The 17,771-nt window shown below is 66.1% G+C and carries 18 protein-coding genes; 6 read left to right on the top strand and 12 right to left on the bottom strand.

Translation table 11 applies throughout. The features are described from left to right. Positions 1-18: 18 nt before the first annotated feature. The 4 genes from RT655_RS00925 to RT655_RS00910 all read right to left on the bottom strand — a co-directional run bounded on the left by RT655_RS00925 (position 19) and on the right by RT655_RS00910 (position 3,886). Positions 19-753: an SIMPL domain-containing protein gene (locus RT655_RS00925; RefSeq protein WP_313534477.1), complete on the bottom strand. Its 735-nt coding sequence runs from the start codon at positions 751-753 to the stop codon at positions 19-21. Between the two features lie 61 nt (positions 754-814). Continuing rightward, entirely contained in the window at positions 815-2,641 is a 1,827-nt protein-coding gene (locus RT655_RS00920; RefSeq protein WP_313534476.1) for a M2 family metallopeptidase, read from the bottom strand. 59 nt (positions 2,642-2,700) lie between these two features. Beyond that, positions 2,701-3,462 (bottom strand): alpha/beta fold hydrolase, encoded by a 762-nt coding sequence (locus RT655_RS00915; RefSeq protein ID WP_409530224.1) that lies wholly within the window; start codon positions 3,460-3,462, stop codon positions 2,701-2,703. After that, positions 3,443-3,886, bottom strand: coding sequence for a GFA family protein (locus tag RT655_RS00910; RefSeq protein WP_313534475.1), 444 nt, complete (start codon positions 3,884-3,886; stop codon positions 3,443-3,445). The genes RT655_RS00915 and RT655_RS00910 overlap by 20 nt, the downstream gene beginning before the upstream one ends. 163 nt (positions 3,887-4,049) lie before the next feature. Here RT655_RS00910 and RT655_RS00905 point away from each other — a divergent pair, with 163 nt between their 5' ends. Then, on the top strand, positions 4,050-5,900 hold the full coding sequence (locus RT655_RS00905; RefSeq protein ID WP_313536865.1) for a cache domain-containing protein: 1,851 nt from the start codon (positions 4,050-4,052) through the stop codon (positions 5,898-5,900). A 106-nt stretch (positions 5,901-6,006) separates the two neighbouring features. On the opposite strand, the gene RT655_RS00900 is transcribed toward RT655_RS00905, so the two are convergent. From RT655_RS00900 to RT655_RS00880, 5 genes are all read right to left on the bottom strand, one after another. Continuing rightward, positions 6,007-6,363, bottom strand: a complete 357-nt coding sequence (locus RT655_RS00900; protein ID WP_313534474.1) for a tetratricopeptide repeat protein — start codon at positions 6,361-6,363, stop codon at positions 6,007-6,009. A gap of 275 nt (positions 6,364-6,638) precedes the next feature. Further along, a complete protein-coding gene (locus RT655_RS00895; RefSeq protein WP_125974236.1) occupies positions 6,639-7,064 on the bottom strand; it encodes an ExbD/TolR family protein in 426 nt (141 codons plus the stop codon). A gap of 26 nt (positions 7,065-7,090) precedes the next feature. Continuing rightward, positions 7,091-7,570 (bottom strand): biopolymer transporter ExbD, encoded by a 480-nt coding sequence (locus tag RT655_RS00890; RefSeq protein WP_313534471.1) that lies wholly within the window; start codon positions 7,568-7,570, stop codon positions 7,091-7,093. 83 nt (positions 7,571-7,653) lie between these two features. Beyond that, positions 7,654-8,457, bottom strand: a complete 804-nt coding sequence (locus RT655_RS00885) for a MotA/TolQ/ExbB proton channel family protein (RefSeq protein ID WP_313534470.1) — start codon at positions 8,455-8,457, stop codon at positions 7,654-7,656. A gap of 75 nt (positions 8,458-8,532) precedes the next feature. After that, positions 8,533-9,207 (bottom strand): energy transducer TonB, encoded by a 675-nt coding sequence (locus RT655_RS00880; protein ID WP_093295415.1) that lies wholly within the window; start codon positions 9,205-9,207, stop codon positions 8,533-8,535. A 380-nt stretch (positions 9,208-9,587) separates the two neighbouring features. Here RT655_RS00880 and RT655_RS00875 point away from each other — a divergent pair, with 380 nt between their 5' ends. Further along, a complete protein-coding gene (locus tag RT655_RS00875) occupies positions 9,588-10,271 on the top strand; it encodes a hypothetical protein (protein ID WP_313534467.1) in 684 nt (227 codons plus the stop codon). Positions 10,272-10,291: 20 nt separating this feature from the next. On the opposite strand, the gene RT655_RS00870 is transcribed toward RT655_RS00875, so the two are convergent. Beyond that, positions 10,292-10,663, bottom strand: coding sequence for a dihydroneopterin aldolase (locus tag RT655_RS00870; RefSeq protein ID WP_313534465.1), 372 nt, complete (start codon positions 10,661-10,663; stop codon positions 10,292-10,294). A gap of 183 nt (positions 10,664-10,846) precedes the next feature. On the opposite strand from RT655_RS00870, the gene RT655_RS00865 reads away from it, so the two are divergent. Genes RT655_RS00865 through RT655_RS00850 form a run of 4 tightly spaced genes read left to right on the top strand, consistent with a single transcriptional unit; the run spans position 10,847 to position 13,766 of the window. Further along, positions 10,847-11,368: an N-acetyltransferase gene (locus RT655_RS00865; RefSeq protein WP_313534463.1), complete on the top strand. Its 522-nt coding sequence runs from the start codon at positions 10,847-10,849 to the stop codon at positions 11,366-11,368. Positions 11,369-11,413: 45 nt separating this feature from the next. Then, positions 11,414-11,980 carry a DUF1285 domain-containing protein gene (locus RT655_RS00860; protein WP_313534461.1) on the top strand — a complete coding sequence of 189 codons (567 nt, stop codon included), beginning with the start codon at positions 11,414-11,416 and terminating at the stop codon, positions 11,978-11,980. Beyond that, positions 11,977-12,573, top strand: a complete 597-nt coding sequence (locus RT655_RS00855) for a CoA pyrophosphatase (RefSeq protein ID WP_313534460.1) — start codon at positions 11,977-11,979, stop codon at positions 12,571-12,573. Before RT655_RS00860 ends, RT655_RS00855 begins: the two co-directional genes overlap by 4 nt. After that, positions 12,561-13,766, top strand: a complete 1,206-nt coding sequence (locus RT655_RS00850; protein ID WP_313534459.1) for a CCA tRNA nucleotidyltransferase — start codon at positions 12,561-12,563, stop codon at positions 13,764-13,766. Before RT655_RS00855 ends, RT655_RS00850 begins: the two co-directional genes overlap by 13 nt. Here RT655_RS00850 and RT655_RS00845 read toward each other — a convergent pair. After that, positions 13,748-15,427: a bifunctional diguanylate cyclase/phosphodiesterase gene (locus RT655_RS00845; protein WP_313534458.1), complete on the bottom strand. Its 1,680-nt coding sequence runs from the start codon at positions 15,425-15,427 to the stop codon at positions 13,748-13,750. The genes RT655_RS00850 and RT655_RS00845 overlap by 19 nt on opposite strands. A gap of 100 nt (positions 15,428-15,527) precedes the next feature. After that, positions 15,528-17,768, bottom strand: coding sequence for a DNA topoisomerase IV subunit A (gene parC / locus RT655_RS00840; protein WP_313534455.1), 2,241 nt, complete (start codon positions 17,766-17,768; stop codon positions 15,528-15,530). Positions 17,769-17,771: the final 3 nt, after the last annotated feature.

The raw sequence follows: 17,771 nt of genomic DNA, 5'->3' as shown, positions 1-17,771 counted from the left end.
GAGGATCGACGTCCCCCGTCACTGCAGCTCGAAGGTGACGACCAGCGCCTTCTCCACATGCGTGGCGCCGTCCGCGCGCTTGAAGCTGCGGAACACCGCCTGCGGCCCCTGGCTCATCGCCAGCTTGATCTTGTTCTGAACGGCAGGCGTGAGCGGACCATTACCGGTTTCGCTGATCCTTACCACCCGTGCAACGCGCAGGCCCATTTCCTTGGCGTAGATCTCGGCATCGGCGCGGGCGTTGCGCAGCGCCATTGCCTTGACCTGCTTGTCGGCGGCGTTGACCTCCGCCATGTCCGGCTCGGCGCGCAGCGTGCCGATTTCGAAGTCCAGTTCGCGCAGCTTGTCCTTCACCGCTTCGGCATGCGCCGTCGTGCGCAAGGTCAGCAGCCGCGCCTGGGCGTCGGTGACGGTCGGCGCGGCATCGCTGGCGCTGTCCGCATCGTCATTCTGCATCTGCTCGGCCCGCAGCTTGGAAAGGCTGTCCACTTCGCCGTTGCTGATTGCCGCTGCCGAAAGGCCCTGTGACTGCAGCACGCCTTCGATCTTGGCGAGCAGTACGGCGCTTTCGCGCTTCGCCTCGGCCTCGGTCTTGCCCTTGCCGATATAGCCGACCTCGAGGGTCACCTTGCCCGGCTTCACATCGGCCCAGCCATTGCCGACGATTTCCAACGTGACCGGCTGGCGCCGCTGCGCGCTCGCAACGCCGGGGGCAATCAGGGCCAGTGCCAGCACGAGAGTTTTGGTACGCATCTACGTCTCCTCCGATTTGCGCGCGTACCTGCACAAACCGGAGGAGAAAGTCTTGCAGAAGTTACCAGCCCTGCGGCTGGCCCTTGTTCTGCACGTCGAGCCACTTCTTGAGCGGCGCGAAATATTCCATCATCGCCTTGCCCGAGATCTCGCGGCTGCCGGTGAAGGTCTGCAGCGCATCGGGCCAAGGCTTGGAGGCGCCCATCTCGAGCATCTTGTTCAGCCGCGCGCCGACCTCCTTGTTGCCGTAGAAGCTGCAGCGATGCAGCGGGCCCTTCCAGCCCGACTGGTCGCACGCCGCCTTGTAGAACTGGAACTGGAGCAGCCGCGCCAGGAAGTAGCGCGTATAGGGCACGCTGCCGGCGACGTGATACTTGGCGCCCGCATCGAACTTGGTCTCGTCGCGTGCGACCGGCGGCACGATGCCCTGATACTGCAGGCGCAGCTTGTTCCAGCCTGCCTCATACTGGTTCGCAGGGATGGTGCCGTCGAAGATCTGCCAGCGATACTTGTCAACCAGCAGACCAAACGGCAGGAACGCCACCTTGTCCATCGCCTGGCGGAGCAGCAGGCCGATATCCTTGTCGGCGCTCGGCACCTGGGCGCGGTCGAGCAGGCCGATCTGCACCAGATATTCGGGCGTGATCGAGAGCGCGACGAAATCGCCGATCGCTTCGTGGAAGCCGTCGTTCGCGCCGTTGCGGTAGAGCGCCGGCTGCGCCTGATAGGCGCGCTGGTAATAGTTATGGCCGAGCTCGTGGTGGATCGTGACGAAATCGTCCGAGTTCACCTTGATGCACATCTTGATGCGGACATCGTTCTTCTCGTCGATATCCCAGGCCGAGGCGTGGCACAGCACTTCGCGGTCCGCGGGCTTGAGGAACAGCGAGCGCTCCCAGAAGGTGCCCGGCAGCGCCGCGAAGCCGAGCGAGGAGTAGAAGCCCTCGCCGGTCTGAACCATCTTCTTCCAGTCGTAGTTCTTGGCCTTGAGCAGGTCGCCGACGTCATAGCCGAGGTCACCGGCGCCCTTGGGCGCGACCACGTCGTAGATGTTGCCCCATTCCTGCGCCCACATGTTGCCGAGTAGATCGGCGCGGATCGGGCCGGTCTTGGCCTGCACCGCGTCGCCATATTTCTCGTTGAGCTTGCGGCGGACATAGGTGTGCAGCGCGACATAGAGCGGCTTCACTTCGTTCCACAGCTTGTCGGTCATCGCGGCGAACTCCGCCGGCGGCATGTCATAGCCCGAGCGCCACAGCGCGCCGGTATCGGCGAAGCCCAGCTCCTTCGAGCCCTGGTTCGCGATGCCGACCAGCTTGGTGTAATCGGGGCGCATCGGCGCGCCGACGTTATCGTTCCAGCTGACCCACATCTCCTTGAGCTCATTGGGATCGCGGCTGGTGCCCATCGCGGCTTCAATGTCGCTGCCGTTGATCGGCTTGCCGCCGCGCGTGCCCTTGCCCTTGGCGTAGAAGGAGCCGAGCTTGGTCGAGATGTCGCTGAGCTGCTGGGCGGCGCCCAGGGTGGTCGGTGCAGGGAGCACCAGCGCAGCGCGGAGCATGGTCAGCTGGCGCTGTTGCTCAGGGCTGAGGTCCGGTGCCTTCTGCAGGCGCGCGGCGTCGAGCGCGAAGCGGACGGCCATCTCGGTGCCCTTGGCGCCGTAATCCGCGGCGAGCGCATCGGTATCGTCGGTGATGTAGGTGGCGTTGACCCAGGCGACCCGCGACGAAGTCAGCGTGAACGCGGCCATTTCCTGCTGTGCGCGGTCGAGGAACGCGGCGGCTTCGGACGCGGTCGGCGCGGCGGCGGGCGTCGTGCTGGTCTGCGACTGGGCGGGCGCGGCGAGCATCGCAGCGAGCGCCGCGAGCGAAAGGCCGGTACGGATCATGATGCTAAGTCCCCGGAAAACATGAATGGCGCGGACCCTGCCGCGCCACCCCTGCCCCGTCAACCAGCGAGGAACTCCACCAGCGCATCGCCGAGCTCCGGCCGGGTGACCGCGCTCATGTGATTACCCGGAATTTCGACGAACAGGCCATAAGGCAGCAGGTCCGCCACTTCCTTGGCCGAGCCGTTGTCGTAATCGTCGGCACCCGAGATCACCGCGGTCGGCTGGGAGATCGCCGCGATCTCGTCGCGCGGCGTGTCGACGAACGTGTCGAGGATGCGCAGCAGTGCGACCGGATCGCCCTTGGTCGTCTTGAGGAACGCCTCCGTCAGCCATTCGGAGCTGCCGCGCTGGAAGCTGCCCAGATCGGTCAGCACGCGGTGAAAATAGGCCCCCCGCCCCTTGGTCGCGACCAGCCCGTCCAGCCCCATGCCCGACAGCACGACCTTGTCCGGCGTGGCGCCTTTGGCGAGCATCCGCACCACCGTGCGCGCGCCGAGCGAATAGCCGCCCAGGTCATAGTCGGTCAGGCCGAGATGCGCGATGAGCTCGAAATTGTCGCGCATCAGCACGTCGGGCGGATAGGCGGCGGGATCGTGCGGCTTGGCGCTGTGCCCATGCGCGCGCAGATCCGGCATGATCACCCGCCGGCCGCGCGCGGCGAGCTTTGCGGCATGGCCGTATTTGATCCAGTTGACCTCTGCGGTGGAGAAATAGCCGTGGATCAGCACCACGGGCCGCCCCTCCCCCATCTCGGTCCAGGCGATCTCCTGCCCATCGAAGCTGGCGAAGCGGTGCGTTTCAGTCGGGTAGTCGGCCAATGCTGTCCATCCATCGTTTGACGACGTTCGGGTTATCCTTGGTCCGGTATCGGGGCAGCGCGGTCGTGTCGAGCCACTGTTCGTGCATGCTCTCCACCGCATAGTTGTGGCGCGGCTGGAAGCGCCCCGGCGCGTCGAAGCTGCCGATCGTCAGGTCCATGGTCTCGCCGTCGAGAAATTCGAAGGTCAGCGGCGTGCCGCATTCCCGGCAAAAGCCGCGCTCGGCGATCGGTGAAGAGCGGTAGCGATCGGGCTCGCGCTCCCAGGTGACATCCGCCTTGGCAACGCCCTTGAACGCGATCGAGACGCCACCGGTCGCGCGCTGGCACATCCGGCAATGACAGAGATAGGCGTCGTCATTGTCGATCCGCGCCCGATACCGGATGCGTCCACACTGACATCCACCACTAATTTCACCCTCCATGGCACCCCTTCTCCTCCACGGTCGACAGGTACGCAGTACAACGCACGTACTTGCCCATAGGGCTTGCGCGATCCGTTGATCTAGTCCCCGCACTATAATGAATACGGAGATTACCGCATTGAGCGCGAACTACGCGCCGCGGAGCCAATTTGACGGGATCAACATGCTCAAGCGCTTTCACAACTTTTCACTCGCCTCCAAGACGACGCTGCTCGCCGTCAGCGGCATGATCCTGCTCGCTGTCGCCACCTTCTTCGTGGCCGATCGCGCGCTGCTGCAGCAAGCCGCGCAGACCGCCGCCCAGCGTCAGGAAGTGAACATGCGCGTCGCATGGAGCGTGCTCAAGGCCTATGGCGCCGACTTCCGCGTAGAGGGTGACGACCTGTATGTCGGCAACCACAAGCTCAACAATTGGGACGCGCCCGTCGACGAAGTGAAGCGGCTCGGCGGCGGCACGGCCACGGTCTTCCGCGGCGACATGCGGGTCTCCACCAACGTCATGAAGGCCGATGGCAGCCGTGCGGTCGGCACGCCGCTCGCGCGCAACGCCGCCTATGCAACGGTGCTCGACAAGGGACAGCCCTATCGTGGCACCGCCGACATCCTCGGCAAGCCCTTCTTCACCGCCTATGACCCGATCAAGGACGCCTCGGGCAAAACGATCGGAATCCTCTTCGTCGGCATCCCGGAAAGCGACGTGATGGGCGCGATCGGCGGGGCCCGCTGGACGCTGGCGCTGTCGGCGGCGCTGATCTCGCTGCTGGTCGCGGGCGGCGCCTGGTATGCCGGCCGCCGCATGTTTTCCCCGCTCGTGCAGATGACTGCGGCGATGCGGGCGCTCGCTGCCGGCAAGGTCGACATCGCCATCCCTGCCCATGCCGCCGCCGACGAGATCGGCGCGATGGCCGAGGCACTGCAGCATTTCCGCGCCTCCGAGATCGCTCGCCAGCAGGCAGAGAGCCGCGACCGCGAAGCCGAGGCGGCACGTGAACATGCCATGGACGTGCTCGGCCAGGCCCTCGCCAAGGTTGCCGGCGGCGACCTGACCGCGGATGTCGGCCAAGACTTTCCCGCGGACTATGAAAAGCTCGCCGACCATTTCCGTTCGGCGATCGGCAGCCTGCGCGAATTGATCGGCACCGTGCTCGAAGGCACGTCGTCGATCCGCACCGGTTCAAACGAGATCGCTAGCGCCTCCGAGGACCTTGCGCGGCGGACCGAAGGCAATGCCGCCAGCCTCGAGCAGACCGCCGCCGCGATCACGCAGATGAATCAGCGGATCGACGCCACCGCCGCCGCCGCCGGCGTAACGGTGGAGCGCGCCGATCAGGCGATCGGCGTCGTCGGTTCGGGTCGCAGCACGGCGGACGAGGCAGTGCAGGCGATGACCCGCGTGTCGGACAGCGCCAAGGGCATCGACAGCGTGATCGAGGGTCTCGACAAGATCGCCTTCCAGACCCGGGTTCTGGCGATGAATGCGGCGGTGGAAGCCGGTCGCGCGGGAGAGGCGGGCCGCGGTTTCGCCGTCGTAGCCGACCTTGTCTCGGCACTTGCAATGCGCGCCGAGGAAGAGGCCAAGCGCGCCCGCGACCAGCTCACCGTCACCCAGTCCGAAGTCGTGGTCGCCCGCGGCGCGGTCGAGCGCGTCGACAATGCCCTCGCCGCGATCGTCGACACCGTCGGCGAGGTCCACCAGCTGCTCGGCGGAATTGCAGCGGATAACCGCGCCCAGTCGAACGCGATCCGCGAGATCAGTAGCGCGATCGGCGACATGGACCGCGCCACCCAGCAAAATGCGGCGATGGTCGAGGAAACCTCGGCGGCCGCACGCCAGCTGACCGATCAGGTCGCGCGACTGGACGCCCATGCCGCCACCTTCCAGACCGGTGGCCAGCAGGCCCCGCTGCGTCGGCCGATCCTGCCGTCGCAGGCGACTGCTGCCAGGGCTGCAGGTGGCCCCCGCGCGGTGCCGGTCGCGGCGATGGCGGACGGCGACGACTGGGCCAGCTTCTAACGCATACCTGCCTGCAAAGGAAAAGCGCGCCGGCAGAGCCTGGCGCGCTTTCACTTGTTCGTCGCGGAGCTGGTCCGGATCGCCACCACGATCCGCACCCGCCTGGTCAGCGGGACGCGAGGTGCTGGCGCTGGCTCAGATACCGCAGGCCAGTCTGCGCGATTGCATGTGATCCGGCGACGCGATCCGTCGTGACCGTCATCGGCACATCGTCCTTCTGCAGCACATCCTCATAGAGCGCGCGCGCCTGGTCGACCCGGCCGGTGGCATAATAGATCGCAGCGAGGTTGAGCTGCAGCTCGGGGCGCTGATCGAAGCGCATCTGGGCAAGAAGCTTGTGCTCCGCGGTCGCATAGGACCCCGTCATGATTTCGCGGGCCGCGAGGGTCGTATCCTGGGCGAATGCGGGTGAAGCCAAAGCCAGGAGGGACACTGCGGCCGCCGCGACAAGTTTGATCGACATAACGCTCTCCTTTTCGTCTTTACACCAAGGTTGCACTTTTATGACACTTGGATGACTGATAGGTGACACGTAAGCGACAAGGTCGCAACCCCGCATTTCCGCTTAGAAGCGGGCGCGGCCGCGCATGTGTTCCGACGGCGCATGCTCGACCCATGATCGGATATCTTTCAACGACCGGACGACGGTTTCGTCGCGGCGCAACGGCATCGCGACGGCACAAAAAAAAGGCGGCCCCGAAGGGCCGCCTTCCCAAAATACTCTGACCGCGCCGCGGATCAGAAATCGTTGCGGTACTGCTCGTTGCCAACGAAGCCGAGCTTCGTGACGTTCGCCCGCTTGATGATCGCCAGTACGCGATCGACCACGTCGTAGCGTGCTGCCGGGTCCGGCTGGAAGTGCAGCTCGGGCTCCGGCGAACGCTGCAACGAGGCGTCCAGATACTGGCGCAGCATCACGTCGTTGATCGGCATGCTGTTCCAGAACACCTGGCCCTGCGCGTCGATATAGACCTTGTTCTTGTCCGGCTCGACGGGCTGCGAAGCGTTGTTGCTTGGCTGCGGCAGGTCGACCTTCACCGCGTGCGTCTGGACCGGAATGGTGATGATGAACATGATGAGGAGCACGAGCATGACGTCGATCAACGGCGTCGTGTTCATGTCCATCATCGGCTCGCCGTCATCACGGCCTGCGCTCATTGCCATTGTCGTAACTCCTTAAGCGAGGCCGTTCAGAGCCGGGCGTTATTCGAACCGGGCTCCGGTTCCGAGATGAAGCCGACCTTCACGAAACCCGCCATCTGCATCGTGTAGATGGTGCCGCCGATGCAGCGATAGGGCGTGTTGACGTCACCGCGGATATGAACTTCGGGAAGTTCAAGACCAGCGGCGTTCGGGCCACCCTGACGGTCGATCTCAGCCTTCAGCTTGGCGACCGCGCGGTCGAGCAGTTCGGTGTGATTGACCCGGGTCAGACCCCAGAAGATCTCGCAACCGTCCGGGCCACCCTTGACCGAGAGCGAGACGTTCTCGGGCTTGGTCGTGGTCGGCTCGAACTGCACCTTCGGCAACGCGAGGTCGATCGTCTGGACCACAACGGGAACGGCGATGAGGAAGATGATCAGAAGAACCAGCATCACGTCCACGAGGGGCGTGGTGTTGATGTCCGACATCGGTGCGTCGTCGCCGCCGCTGCCTGTGCTAATCGCCATTGGGCGCTATCCTATCCTCTTGTGCGCCGGATCGCGATCCGGCGGCAGGGCTACGCGACGTGCGCAGCCCTGCGACCTTGGTCTTACGGGCGGGTCGGGGCGCCGCCGGTCTGGCCAGCGGTCGTGGTCGCCGGCTTCGCAGCGGCGGCAACGGCCGGCTTCTTCGCGGCAGCGGCAGTTGCCGGCTTCACGCGGCCGTCCGACGCCAGGTAGCCCAGCACGTCGTTCGAGAACGCGTTCAGGTTCTCGGCGATCGCCTTGTTGCGGCGCTGCAGGAAGTTGAAGGCGAGCACGGCCGGCACGGCGACGACGAGGCCGAGTGCGGTCATGATGAGCGCTTCACCGACCGGGCCGGCGACGGCGTCGATCGAAGCCTGACCGGCCGAGCCGATCTTGATGAGCGCGCGGTAGATGCCGATAACGGTACCGAACAGACCGATGAACGGCGAGGTCGCACCAACGGTCGCGAGGAAAGCGAGACCGCCGCCCAGCGCCGAGTTGATCGAACCTTCCGAACGGGCCAGCGAACCGTGCAGCCAGTCATGCGCTTCGACCGGATCGGTCAGCAGCTTGTACTGCTCCTGCGCTTCCAGGCCGTCGTCGACGATCTGGCGATAGGCCGAGTTCTTCTCGAGCTTGGCAGCGCCCTCACGCAGGTTCGACGAGCTCCAGAACGACGCGCGCACGCGCTTCGCCTGGTTGATGATCTTCTGCTGCTCGAAGAGCTTGGTGAAGAGGATGTAGAGCGAGACGAACAGCATGAGCACCAGGATGGTGAACACCGACTGCGAGATCAGGCCGCCTTCCTTGAGCGCCTGGGTCAGGCCGTAGGGGCTTTCGCCGCCCTTAGCTGCGGCGGCACCGGCAGCGAGAATGGTCGTGAGCATTTTGGGTCTTTCCTCTAAAAGATAGCTTCTTGCGCAAGCCGGTCCGCCTTGCCCGGCGGACCGGAAACCGGAGAGTTACTTCTGGATCTGCCACCTGAACCGGTTCACGTACGGAGCCGGAATCTTGTTGCCGCTCGCATCCTCGGCGGGATCGAAGCGTGCACGGCGCTTGAGCAGGTTGCACGCCTGGTTATCCAGACGGCTCGAGCCGCTCGACGACGTGATCGTGCACGAAACCACCCTGCCCGTCGCATCGACGTCGAGGCGGAAGCCCGTGACACCCTCTTCACCCGCACGCTGCGACTCCGACGGATAGTCGTCGTTCGTCACCCACGAACCCGGCGAGCTGCGCGGCTTCAGTGCCTTCGCGACCCGCGGCGGGGCCGGCGGTGCCGGGGGAGCCGTCGGCGCGGGGGGCGCAGGCGGCGTGATCGGCGGCGGTGGCGGGATGATGTTGGTGGTGGCGACCGGCGGCGCAGGCGACACCGACTGCACGATGGCCGGCGGCACCACGACCTGGGTCGGGGGCGGCGGCACCGGCGTGTCCGGCGGCGGCGGCGGCGGCGGAATCTCCTCCGGCGGGGGCGGCGGCTCTTCGACCTCGAAGGTCTTCAGCTCTTCCGCCTTCTTCTTGATATATTGGTATGCCAGACCTGTGACGAAGGCATAACCCATGCCAGCCACGATGATAGCGACGATAACGATCGCTACCACACGACTGCCACTTACATTCCGGTCAGCGTAAGCCATTCGGCAACGTCACTCCCTCTAATCCTGCTTGCGACCCTGGCCGGCTGGCAGCCGCGCACAAGTCCGCTCGCCTCGGGTCACACTGCGCCCCTGATGGCGAGAGCACCGAGTCTGTATCGTGGGCCTTCCGACGACGCAAACTCTTTGTCGGACGAATTGGTCGTACAATGCGCCCATGGCAGAATTATTTCTGTATAAGATCGGCACAATCCGGTACCGGCAGCGACATGAAAACCGCCCTACCTCTGCTGTTTTGTTGCGCTGCGTCATTTCCTGCGCTTGCGCAACCCGCCCCGCAAACCGCGCAAATCCGCCAAGAACCGCAAAGTGGCTTACCCAGTTACGCCACCGTCGCTACCGCAATTGTTAACGCGCCTTTGGTGATCGACGCGCGGATCAGCGACATAATCCGGATCAAGGATAATGCGGCGCCCGGTCTCGCGCCGGGACGGGCTCGCCTCTACGTAACCGCCGATGTGCTGGCACTGATTCGCGGAAGCAATGCGCTGCCGGCGCAGATTTCCTACCTGGCGGACGTTCCGCTCGATTCTCGGGGCAAGCTCCCCAAGCTGAAAAAGCAGCGCGTCCTGCTGTTCGCCCGCCCCGTCGGCAACAAGCCCGGGGAGGTACAGTTGACCGGCGTGGACAGCCAGTATCTGTGGAGCGCCGAACTGGACGCACGCACCCGCGGCATCACCCGCGAAGTCCTGGCGAGCGATGCCCCGCCAGCGATCAGCGGCATCGGCAACGCGTTCCACGTACCCGGCGCGCTGCCCGGCGAGGGCGAGACGCAGATTTTCGTGAAGACCGCGAACGGTGCACCGATTTCGCTGCAGATCCTGCGGCGTCCGGGGGAGAAGCCGCATTGGGGCGTCTCGCTGGGCGACATCGTCGACCCCAATGCCGGTGCGCCGAAGCCCGACACGCTCGCCTGGTACCGGCTCGCGTGCGGGCTACCAAAGACGTTGCCCGACAATGCGGTCACCGCCGAGACGCCCGAAAACGCGCAGGCGGCGCGCGAGGACTATCAGGTCGTGCTGCGCGACCTGGGGCCCTGCGCCTGAACCCTGCCCGCCGCCGGTGCTCAGCGCCGGTGGCGGACCAGCGTGATGCCGATCGATTCGTCGGCTTCGGCAATGGCGAGCTTCACGATCCGCACTTCAACGCGACGCACGCGCGAATCGGAGATGAACAGCGTCTCGCAGATATGGTCGGCCACCGCCTCGATCAGCGTGAAATGCACGTCCTTGGGCAGCGCATCGGTCGCGGCGTGCTTGAGGTCGATATAGCTTTTGGAAGCGCTGAGCGGCGTGTCCGGCAGAAAGCGCTCGGGCAGGTCCAGATCGGCGATGACGGAGATACGCAGCGGCTGCGGCAGATGCGTTTCCTCGGAATACACTCCGGTGAGCACCTCCACCTCGAGGTCCATGACCTGAAGCTGCAATGAATCGGGCAATCGAACGGCCTTTCCTGGGGCGAAACAGGCGCGCGCCATAGCAGATCGTGCCGCATCCGAAAGCCCGCGCTCGTCGTGCGGATTCTGCATGTCCCTAGGTAAAATCCGCGCTTGCGCTCTGCCATGGTACGGCTAAGGCGCCCGCCTTTCGGCACGGGGCCCGAAGGCGGGGAAGGATTTGCAGTGGTTCAGATAGTTGCGCTCGATGCGGTCGATCCGCACGCCGTCGAGGCGCTGCTCGATCGTGCTTTCGGCCCCGAGCGGCATCTGCGCACCGCCTATCGCGTTCGGCAGGGCACCCTACCGATTCGCCCGTTCAGTTTTGCCGCATTAAGCGAAGATGGCAAGCTCGCCGGCACGATCCAGAGCTGGCCGGTGGCGCTGGCGAGCGATTCGGGGCCGATGGTGCCGCTCGTCATGGTCGGGCCGGTGGCGGTCGAGCCCGATCTGCAGCAGGCGGGCATCGGCCGACGGCTGATGCAGGAGATGCTCGACGCAGCAGACGTGAGCGCATTGCCGGGTGCGGAGGCGCTGATGCTGATCGGTGATCCGGAATATTATGGCCGCTTCTTTGGATTCGATGCGAGCCGCACGGCACGCTGGCGCCTGCCCGGACCGTTCGAGGCGAGGCGGCTGCTCGCCCGCGGCGCAGCGGTGCCCAATTGCTCGGGCATGCTCGTGCCGCGCCTGCGGAAGGTCGCCTGAGCGCGCAGGGGTTCGACAAAGTCGCGCGGCGCGCTAAGGGGGGCCATGCCCAACACGCCGCCCCCCGATTTCGCCAGCCTGTCGCTCGCCGAAATCGCCCGCCTGGCAGAGGAGCATCGCCTGCCGCCGGTCGAAAGCTGGAACCCGGGGCATTGCGGCGACAGCGAGATGCGCATCGCCCGCGATGGCACCTGGTATCATCAGGGCAGTCCGATCGGCCGCCCGGCAATGGTGCGGCTCTTTTCCACGATCCTGCGGCGGGAACCGACGGGCGGCTTCGTCCTCGTCACCCCGGTCGAGAAGCTGGACATCGCGGTCGAGGACGCGCCGTTCGTGGCCGTCGAACTGAAGGTGGAGGGCCAGGGCGAGGCCATGCGACTCGCGTTCCGGTTGAACACGGGCGACGTCGTCGTCGCCGGCCCCGAGCACCCGCTGCGGACGGAAACGCGCGAGGATGGCCCCCACCCCTATCTGGCGGTGCGCGGCGGCCTCGACGCGCTGGTCGCCCGCAGCGTCTATTATGAGCTTGCGCTGCTGGCGCTCACCCAGGGCGGCAGCCCTCCCGGGGTTTGGAGCCAAGGCGTATTCTTCCCGCTCGAGCCGGAAGCATGAGGCTTGCCGACCAGCTCCGGCGCGCGCTGGACAACCGGCCGGCCCACGCGACGACGCTGCTTCCCGGCGACCACGCCGTCTTCGATCCCGCCCAGGCGACGAGCGCGGCCGCAGTGCTGCTCGCAGTCACCGATCGCGACGCGCCGGGCGTGCTGCTCACGCGCCGCAACGCCAACATGCGCCGGCATGCCGGCCAGATCGCCTTTCCCGGCGGCCGCATCGATCCGGAGGACAAGGATCCAGTCGACGCCGCGCTGCGCGAGGCCGAGGAGGAGATTGCGTTGCCCCGCCGGCTGGTCGAAGTGGTCGGCATGGTGGAGCAATATCGCACCGTCACCGGCTACCAGGTGACGCCGGTGATCGGCGTCGTGCCGCCGGACCTGACCCTGGTGCCGTCCGAGGCAGAGGTCGCCGAGGTGTTCGAAGTGCCGCTCGCCTTCCTCCTCGACGACGCCAACCATCAGAAAAAAAGCGCGCTCTACCAAGGGCGTGAGCGCCATTATTATGAGATCATGTGGAACGACTATCGAATTTGGGGCGCCACGGCGGCGATGCTGGTCAACCTGTCGCGGCGGATGGCATGGCCGCGCTGACGCTGCCGGAGACCGACTGGCGCACCCGCCCCGGCCTCGGCGCGCTGACCAAGGTGCTGGGTGCCGACGATGGGCTGTGCCGCTTCGTCGGCGGCGCGGTGCGCGATGCACTGCTGGGTATCCCTGTCGCCGATCTCGATCTCGCTACGGCGCTCTCCCCCGAAGACGTGCTGGCGCGGCTGCGCGCTGCCGGCATACGGGCAGTGCCAACCGGGCTTGAGCACGGGACGATCACCGCAGTCCTCGACAGCGGCCCCGTCGAGGTCACCACGCTCCGCCGCGACGTTTCCACCGACGGCCGCCACGCCACCGTCGCCTTCACCGACGATTGGCGTGAGGACGCCGCGCGGCGCGACTTCACGATCAACGCGCTCTACGCCGATCCGAACACCGGCGCGCTGTTCGACTATTTCGGCGGCCTCGCAGACCTGGAAGCGCGGCGCGTGCGCTTCATCGGTGATCCGCTGCGGCGCATCGCAGAGGATCATTTGCGCATCCTCCGCTTCTTCCGCTTCCTCGCGCGCTTCGGCGACACGCCCGATCCCGAAGGGCTCGACGCCTGTACCGCCCGTGCGCGCGACCTGATGGCGCTCAGCCGCGAACGCATCCGTGACGAATTGCTCAAGCTGCTCGTCGCCCGCGACGCTGTGGGGGTGACCACGTTGATGCTCGCGCGCGGCATTCTGGAGCCAGTGGTGCCGGAGATCACCTCGGCAGCAAGGCTGGCCGAGCTCGTCGATCGTGAAACGCGTCTCGGGGCCGCGGCCGACGCCATCCGTCGCCTCGCCGCGCTGCTGCCGCGCGATCCCGCCGCGGGCGATCTGATCGGCGCGCGACTGAAGCTCTCCAACGCCCAGCGCAAGCGGCTCGTCCTTGCGCTGACGGACGGTGGGACCGGTGATGCCCGCGCCCTCGCCTACCGAATCGGCCGCGAGGCGGCGGAGGATCGTCTGTTGCTGGCAGCGAGCCACGATGCCGAAGCCGCGCATGGTTGGACATCGCTCGCCGGATGGGAAATCCCCCGCCTCCCGATAAGCGGCGGTGCATTGGTGGAACGCGGGCTGGCCAAGGGCCCGGATGTCGCGCGTGCGCTACGAGCCATCGAGGATCAGTGGATCGCGGAGGCTTTCCCCGACGCGGCGCGGGTCGACGCGATCGCCGACGCCGTGGTGGTTCAGGCTTTGAAAGCCTGAATGAGCTGGAAGGCGGCATCGTTGGGAACCGGCCGGGAGTAGTGATAACCCTGACCGTAGGTGCAACCCAGCGCGCCCAGCGTCTGGGCGAGTTCCGGCGTCTCGATACCCTCCGCGGTGGTCTGCATGCCCAGTGCATAGGCTAGGCTGAGGATCGCCCGGATGATCGCCACCTTGTCGCGATCGGCCAGCATGCCGGTAACGAAGCTCCGGTCGATCTTGAGCACGTCGATCGGTAGCTTCTGGAGATAGGCGAGGTTCGAATAGCCGGTGCCGAAATCGTCCATCGCGAGCGTGGTGCCGAGATCCTTGAGCGCCGTCATGGTCTGCGCGATTCGATCGGGGTCGCTGACGATCGCGCTCTCGGTCAGCTCCAGCGTGAACCGCGAGCCCGGCATGGCGTGGCGATCGAGCGCGTTCTTGACCATCGCGCCGATTTGGTCGCGCTGCAGCTGGATCGCCGAGAGGTTGACCGCGATCTTGACGCCGCAATCCCCGCCTGCGCGCACGTCCCATTCGGCGAGCGTGCGTGCGGCCTCTTCCATCGCCCAGCGACCCAGCGGCACGATCAGCCCTGATTCCTCTGCAACGGGGATGAAGGCGTTGGGCGAGATCAGTACGCCGTCGTCGTTGGTCCAGCGGGCGAGCGCCTCGAACGAGGTAATCCGGCCCGTGCCGAGGTCGCAGATGGGCTGGAAGTTGAGAGTCATGCAGCCATTTTCGATGGCGCGGCGCAGTTCGGTCTCGATGGCGAACTGCTCGCGCGCCAGATCAAAGGCACGCGTATGGTAGAATTCGGTGTGGCCGCTCTTCTTGGCCCGGCGTACCGCCAGTTGGGCGTTGCGGACCAGGTCCTCCGGATCGCCGTCGATATCGCTGCCGAGCGCGATACCGATCGAGCAATCGATGCGGATTTCGAAATTGGATAGCCGGAACGGGTTGGTCAGTGCGGCATGGATGCGCTTGGCGACCTGCACCGCATCGTCTGTCCCGTCATCCAGCGTCATCAGCACGCCGAACTCGTCGCCACCGATCCGCGCCAGCACGTCGCGTCCCCGCAGCGCGCCCTTGATGCGGCGTGCGACCGAGATCAGCAGCTCGTCGCCGGCCAGCGCGCCCATGCAGGCGTTGACGCGGCTGAAGCGATCGAGATTGATGATCAGCACCGCCTGCGCCGCTGCATCGCCCTCGCCGATCCTCGTCTCGAGTTCGTCCGAGAAGCCGGCGCGATTGGGCAAGCCGGTGAGGCTGTCGGTCGCCATCTCGCGCCGCAGGCTCTGTTCGGTGCGCAGTTCGGAGGTCTGGTCGACCAGCGTGATCAGGCAACGCGGCTCGCTCGGCGCGCGACGAGCGAGCACCACGCGGAAATGGCGGCTGTCGACCTCGCCGCCAAAGCGCCAGGCGATCTCCTCGCGCTCCAGATCGGACGCCAGGAACTGGCCGATCCGCGCCCCAAGCAGCTGGACCACCGGTGATTCCTGCGCGGTGCAGCCGAGTCCCGCAACCCGGAAATTGCCATTGACCGAAGCGAAGATGTAGCGCCCGTCCTGAATCTCCAACACCGCGGCCGGGATCGGCATCAGCTCGAGCAGACTGTCCGTCCCCGCCGGCAAGGTCGACGACGGCTCCGCGATCCGCGGAGCAGGCTCCGCGGTACGCATACTCAGAGCCCGGACCCTTCGAAACGCCATCCCCTCCGGCATAGCCGCAAACTAGTTAAAGCGGGCTGAAGGACCCGGGCGCATCCGCAGGTTTTACCAATCAAAATTTGTTATCACGCGGGAAGCCGGTGGGCGGCATGCGACCCGCGGCGCCGCGTGCTGCACGCCACGGCATCACGTCCGGCTCGGAGCGATAGCGCTCCTGCTCGCCGCCCATGCGCCAGCGCAGGCCGTCGGCGAATTTGAAAGTGATCACGTCGGACAGGCCGCCGTCGCGATAGCGCTGGAGTTGCACCCCCTGTCCGCGCGTCATCTCCGCCACTTCGGAAATCGGGAAGACCAGCATCTTGCGATTGTCGCCGATCGCCGCGACGAAATCGTCCTCGGCGCCGATCGGGCGGACCAGCTTGAGGTGTGCGCCCGGTCGCGGCGTCACCACCTGCTTGCCCTTGCGCGTTTCGGCGATCACTTCCTGGCTGCTCACGATGAAGCCGCGGCCGTCGCTGGCCGCGACCAGCAGCTTGGGCGCGGCGCTGGCGGGGAGCAGCGTGACGATGTGCCGCTCCGCCTCCAGGTCCACCAGCAAGCGCACCGGCTCGCCGAAGCCGCGGCCGCCGGGCAGCTTGTCCGCGCCCAGCGTGTAGAAGCGGCCATTGTCGGCGGCGAGCAGCAGCTTGTCGGTGGTCTGGGCGTGGAAGGCCAGGAAGGGGCCGTCGCCTTCCTTGAACTTCAGCGCCTCGCCGCCGAGATCCTCGACATGCCCCTTCATCGCGCGGATCCAGCCGCGCTGCGAGAGGATAACGGTGATCGGCTCGCGCTCGATCATCGCCTCCAGCGGGATCTCGCGGGCGAGCGCCATCTCGACGATCGCGGTGCGACGCGCACCCAGCGGCGTATCGAGCCCATAGCGCGTGATCATCTTGCCCAGCGCGCGCTTCATCCATGTGCGCTGGCGGGCCTCGGAACCGAGCAGCGTCTCCAGCTCGGCCTGTTCCTTCTCCAGCTTCTCCTGCTCGCGGCGGAGTTCCATCTCCTCCAGCTTGCGCAGAGAGCGCAGCCGCATGTTGAGGATCGCCTCGGCCTGGCGATCGGTGAGGTCGAACTCGGCCATCATGATCGGCTTGGGCTCGTCCTCGGTACGGATGATCTCGATCACCCGGTCGAGGTTGAGATAGGCGAGGATATAGCCGCGCAGCAGCTCCAGCCGGTCGGCAATCTTCTCCAGCCGGTGTTGCGACTTGCGCTGGAGCACCACGAACTGGTGCTCGAGCCAGCCGGCCAGCGCCTCGGCCAGGCTCATCACCCGCGGCGTGCGGTTCTTGTCAAGCACGTTGAGGTTGAGCGGCACGCGCACTTCGAGGTCAGACAGGCGGTAGAGGCTGTCCATCAGCGTGTCGGCGTCGACGGTGCGGCTGCGCGGCTCAAGCACGATGCGGATGTCCTCGGCCGATTCGTCGCGGACGTCGCCCAGGATCGGCAGCTTCTTGTCGTTGACCAAGGCGGCGATGCCCTCGATCAGCTTGCCCTTCTGCACACCGTACGGGATCTCGCTGACGACGAGGTGCCAGCCGCCGCCCTTCTCGGAGACCTTCTCGATCTTGGCGCGCACGCGGAAGCTACCGCGGCCGGTGGCATAGGCCTCGGCGATCGCGGCGGGGCTGTCGACCGCGATGCCGCCGGTCGGGAAATCCGGGCCTCTCACATAGTCCAGCACGTTCGCCTGCGGGTTGTCGATCAGCGCGACCGCCGCCTGCATCAATTCGGCGGCATTGTGCGGCGGGATGCTGGTCGCCATGCCGACCGCGATGCCCGCCGCGCCATTGGCGAGCAGGTTCGGGAACAGGCCGGGGAACAGCTCCGGCTCCTCGTCCTCGCCATTATAGGTCGGGCGGAAATCGACGGCATTCTCGTCGAGCCCATCCATCAGGTCGATCGCGACCTGGGTCAGCCGCGCTTCGGTGTACCGGTAGGCGGCGGCGTTATCGCCGTCGATGTTGCCGAAATTGCCCTGTCCGTCGACCAGCGGATAGCGCAGCGCAAAGGTCTGCGCCAAGCGCACCATCGCGTCGTATACCGAGGCGTCGCCATGCGGGTGATATTTGCCGATAACGTCGCCGACGACGCGTGCGCACTTCTTGTAGCCGCTTGCCGGATCGAGCCGCAGCAGCCGCATCGCCCAAAGCAGCCGGCGATGCACCGGCTTCAGGCCATCGCGGACATCGGGCAACGAACGCGCGGTGATCGTCGACAGCGCATAGACGAGGTAGCGCTCGGAAAGCGCGCTGTCGAAGGGCACATCGGAGGCGCCGGAAGGTTCGGAAACGTCGGTGTCGAGGCTCATCGC

This window comes from Sphingomonas sp. (genome assembly GCF_032114135.1).
Classification (GTDB): Bacteria; Pseudomonadota; Alphaproteobacteria; order Sphingomonadales; family Sphingomonadaceae; genus Sphingomonas.
This window is presented reverse-complemented; position numbering and strand designations above follow the sequence as displayed.

Excerpts from the sequence above, each read along its gene's own strand:
- RT655_RS00860 (WP_313534461.1), top strand. The coding sequence starts at position 11,414 with ATGCCCAACACGCCGCCCCCCGATTTCGCCAGCCTGTCGCTCGCCGAA.
- RT655_RS00855 (WP_313534460.1), top strand. The coding sequence starts at position 11,977 with ATGAGGCTTGCCGACCAGCTCCGGCGCGCGCTGGACAACCGGCCGGCC.
- RT655_RS00895 (WP_125974236.1), bottom strand. The coding sequence starts at position 7,064 with ATGGCAATGAGCGCAGGCCGTGATGACGGCGAGCCGATGATGGACATG.
- RT655_RS00890 (WP_313534471.1), bottom strand. The coding sequence starts at position 7,570 with ATGGCGATTAGCACAGGCAGCGGCGGCGACGACGCACCGATGTCGGAC.
- RT655_RS00880 (WP_093295415.1), bottom strand. The coding sequence starts at position 9,207 with ATGGCTTACGCTGACCGGAATGTAAGTGGCAGTCGTGTGGTAGCGATC.
- RT655_RS00920 (WP_313534476.1), bottom strand. The coding sequence starts at position 2,641 with ATGATCCGTACCGGCCTTTCGCTCGCGGCGCTCGCTGCGATGCTCGCC.
- RT655_RS00845 (WP_313534458.1), bottom strand. The coding sequence starts at position 15,427 with ATGCGTACCGCGGAGCCTGCTCCGCGGATCGCGGAGCCGTCGTCGACC.
- parC (WP_313534455.1), bottom strand. The coding sequence starts at position 17,768 with ATGAGCCTCGACACCGACGTTTCCGAACCTTCCGGCGCCTCCGATGTG.
- RT655_RS00850 (WP_313534459.1), top strand. The coding sequence starts at position 12,561 with ATGGCCGCGCTGACGCTGCCGGAGACCGACTGGCGCACCCGCCCCGGC.
- RT655_RS00925 (WP_313534477.1), bottom strand. The coding sequence starts at position 753 with ATGCGTACCAAAACTCTCGTGCTGGCACTGGCCCTGATTGCCCCCGGC.
- RT655_RS00885 (WP_313534470.1), bottom strand. The coding sequence starts at position 8,457 with ATGCTCACGACCATTCTCGCTGCCGGTGCCGCCGCAGCTAAGGGCGGC.
- RT655_RS00900 (WP_313534474.1), bottom strand. The coding sequence starts at position 6,363 with ATGTCGATCAAACTTGTCGCGGCGGCCGCAGTGTCCCTCCTGGCTTTG.
- RT655_RS00910 (WP_313534475.1), bottom strand. The coding sequence starts at position 3,886 with ATGGAGGGTGAAATTAGTGGTGGATGTCAGTGTGGACGCATCCGGTAT.
- RT655_RS00905 (WP_313536865.1), top strand. The coding sequence starts at position 4,050 with ATGCTCAAGCGCTTTCACAACTTTTCACTCGCCTCCAAGACGACGCTG.